Source organism: Actinomycetota bacterium (assembly GCA_036280995.1).
GTDB lineage: Bacteria > Actinomycetota > CALGFH01 > CALGFH01 > CALGFH01 > CALGFH01.
Genome location: DASUPQ010000079.1, coordinates 1 through 2,986, shown reverse-complemented (window position 1 = coordinate 2,986; position 2,986 = coordinate 1). Strand labels below are relative to the sequence as shown.

3 protein-coding genes are annotated in these 2,986 nt (G+C 72.8%); 2 read left to right on the top strand and 1 reads right to left on the bottom strand.

The genetic code is table 11. The features are described from left to right. The coding region (locus VF468_02200; GenBank protein ID HEX5877127.1) for a sulfite exporter TauE/SafE family protein at nucleotides 1–154 on the top strand (154 nt) is incomplete at its 5' end. A 272-nt stretch (nucleotides 155–426) separates the two neighbouring features. Here the strand turns inward: VF468_02200 and VF468_02195 are convergent. Continuing rightward, nucleotides 427–2,079, bottom strand: a complete 1,653-nt coding sequence (locus VF468_02195) for a transposase (GenBank protein ID HEX5877126.1) — start codon at nucleotides 2,077–2,079, stop codon at nucleotides 427–429. A 363-nt stretch (nucleotides 2,080–2,442) separates the two neighbouring features. Here VF468_02195 and VF468_02190 point away from each other — a divergent pair. Next, nucleotides 2,443–2,986, top strand: a 544-nt coding sequence (locus VF468_02190; protein ID HEX5877125.1) for a cation:proton antiporter, incomplete at its 3' end; no start/stop codon positions are given.

The following is a 2,986-nucleotide window of genomic DNA, read 5'->3' as shown; positions in this document are numbered from 1 at the left end:
CGCCGAGGTGGACTGGTTGGTGGTCGCGCTGATCGCCGTCGGTGCCGCGATCGGTGGCCAGGTCGGCGCCACCGTGGGCCGCCGCCCGCCACCGGTCGCGCTGCGCGCCGTCATCGTCGCGGTCGGTGTGGTGGCCGTGGTGCGGCTGACCTGAGCGGGCCGGCGGCGGGCCGGGGGGCCGCTCACGAACGGCACGGTTCCGTGTCGTGTGTGGGGTTCCCCCGTCATGTAGAGCCTGTTGCTTTTTGCGCCGCGTCGTGGACTGGTCGGGGTGGCGGTGTGAGAAGCCGGTGGCGCCGTGCTGGCTGGGGGTGGCGCATCTGCTCCGGCGCGAGCTCGATGTGGTCTGCCGCCCGGTAGCTGGGCGTGTCTTCGCGGTCGTGGGTGGCCGGGTTGGGGTACCGGGTGTGGCCCGGTGCCCGGGGTCTACCGGGTTTGGCGGAGGGTGGTGGTGGTGATGCCCTTCGCGGCGAGGCGGCAGAGGTTGGTGACCGCGCAGGCGAAGGAGAGTTCGGCCTGGGCGGCGGTGAGGCCGCGGCGGGAGAACCTGCGCAGCCCGCGGCCGTCTTTGAGCCAGGCGTTGGGTGCCTCGACCAGTGGGGCGCGGCGCTTGTAGAGCGCCTGGCCTTCGGGGGTGCGCAGCCGGTGGGTCATCTTCTCCCGGGCGGTGGCGTCGTGGGGAGGGTCACCGGTGGCCGGGTCGGTGGCGGCGCGCCGGTCCAGCTTGTGCCGTTTGGCGTCGGCGATGAGCCGGTCCGGGCCGTCGGCTTGCAGGTTGGCGTCGGAGTCGTAGCCGGCGTCGCCGATCATGGTGCCGACGCGCAGCTCGGTGCCGGTGCGGGTGGCCAGCCGGGCGGTGGTGTCGGTGAGCTGGTCCAGGGTGGGCACGAACTGTTCGACGTCGCTGCTGTCCTGGGTGGCCCGGGCGGTCAGGATGAACTGGTCCTCGCTGATGGTGGTCTGGCAGTTGTAGCCCTGGATCCAGCCGTTGCGGGTCTTCAGCAGCCGCGACTGCGGGTCGGTGAGGTTCGCGGTGAGCTTGTCCTGCTGGCTGGTGGCGGGCTGGTCGGTGGCCGCGGCCGCGGTGCCGGCCGGCGCCTGCGCGTCCGGCTGGGCCTGCGCCTGGGCCTCGGCCTCGGCCGGGGCGAGGGCGGCGTCGTAGGCGGCGCGGGCCTTGCGCACCGCGGCGAGCTGGTCGGGCGGCACCGGGGGCGGTGCGCCGCGGCGGCGCTGTTTGGCCAGGGCGAGCAGCCGGGTGTAGCGGGCCTGCGCGGCGGCGCGTCGGCGTTCCCAGCGGGCCTTGGCCACCACGACCGGGTCGGCGCTCTTGGGTACGCCGCCCTTCGGCGGCACCGGGCCGGTGGCCATCGCCTGCTCGTAGGCGCGGCCCCGTTCGGCGTCCTGCTGCCGGGCGCGTTCGGTGGCCTGGCGGCGCTGCTGGATCTCCTCCAGCGCCTGGCCGATCCGGGCACCCCGGTGGCTGCGGTCACGCACCTGTTCGGGCAGCTGGTCGCCGCGGTTGTCCTCGCCGAACAGGGTGTCCTCGGCCTGGTCGTTGGCGGTCACGGTGTCGACGAACTCGGTGGCCAGCCGGCGCAGGTGGGTCTCGGTGCGGTTGGCGTCCACGCTGGCGTCGGCGGCGATCCGGGTGCCGTCGAAGGCCACCACGCCCAGCGACACCATGCCCAGCTCGACGGCCAGCACCAGGGTCTCGGTGAGCAGGTCGGTCAACGCCTGCCCGTGGTGCTGGCGGAACCGGGCCAGCACGGTGTGGTCCGGCGCGTCGCCGGCGCAGATCACCCGGAACGCCACGTCGGTGTGGCACAGCCGCTCGATCCGCCGCGAGGAGGACTCCCCGTGCGCCATCGCGTACACCAGCAGGGTGAGCAGCATGTCCGGGTGGTAGCCGCGCCGACCCACCCCACCGAGCCGGGCGCGGGCATGGAACCGGGTGGTGTCCAGCCGCTGCACCGCCGCGATCACGAACCACACCAGGTGCTCCTCGGGCAGCCAGTCCAGCATCGAGGGTGGCAGCAGGAACTCCTGCTCACGGTCCACCGGCCGGTACGTCCTCGCCATACCGACAATTCTCTCAAAGAAGACTTACCTCGCCTAAACGGCACACCGTGCAGGCATCAAAAAGCAACCGGCTCTGCATGACGGGGAGACCGCGCAGACGGCGGGGAAAGTGCGCTCGCGGCGTCCGAGTTCCAGCTCGGTCCCCGGGCAGCTGTGACGTCGATGAGGCGGTAGGGGCGTGATCGCGGACGTGTGCCAGTCCCGACCGGGCATCGCCAGCGCCGGGTCGGCCGTGGCAGCTCCGACGAGCCGAACCCTGTGTTGACGCGGTGCACGGGCATTCCCTGCAATCTCGGCGCGACGGCGGGATGCTGCGACCCGAGAGGATGCGCGCCCGCGCAAAATGTGGTCGGCTCTTGCATCATGTCGGAGTCGGTGCAGGGAAGCGCTGTCGTCATCATGGCCGCGGCGGTCGCCGCGGTGCTGCTGGCCGAGCTGTTGCGCGGAATCCGCCTCCCGGTCGTGGTGCTGGAGATCGTTCTGGGCATCCTGATCGGGCCGCAGGTGCTGCACTGGGCGGTCGTACACCCCTTCATCGACGGGTTGTCCCAGCTGGGGCTGGCGCTGCTGATGTTCCTGGCCGGGTTCGAGGCGGACCCGGCCCGGATTCGGGGCCGCCCGCTGAACCTGGCGGTGGCCGGGTGGGGCGGCTCGCTCGTCCTCGGCCTGGCGGCGGGAGCGATGCTTGCCGCCTCCGGCCGGGTGCTGTCCGGGCTGATCGTCGGCCTGGCGCTGGCGACCACCGCCCTGGGCACCTTGCTCCCGATCGTGCGCGACGCCGGGCTGCTGGACACCAGGTTCGGCACCTTCGTCCTGGCCGCCGGCACGGTCGGGGAGTTCGGCCCGATCGTCGCCATCGCCCTGCTGCTGACCAGCGACGCGCCGTGGCACACCGCCGTGCTGCTCA

Excerpts from the sequence above, each read along its gene's own strand:
- VF468_02195 (HEX5877126.1), bottom strand. The coding sequence starts at position 2,079 with ATGGCGAGGACGTACCGGCCGGTGGACCGTGAGCAGGAGTTCCTGCTG.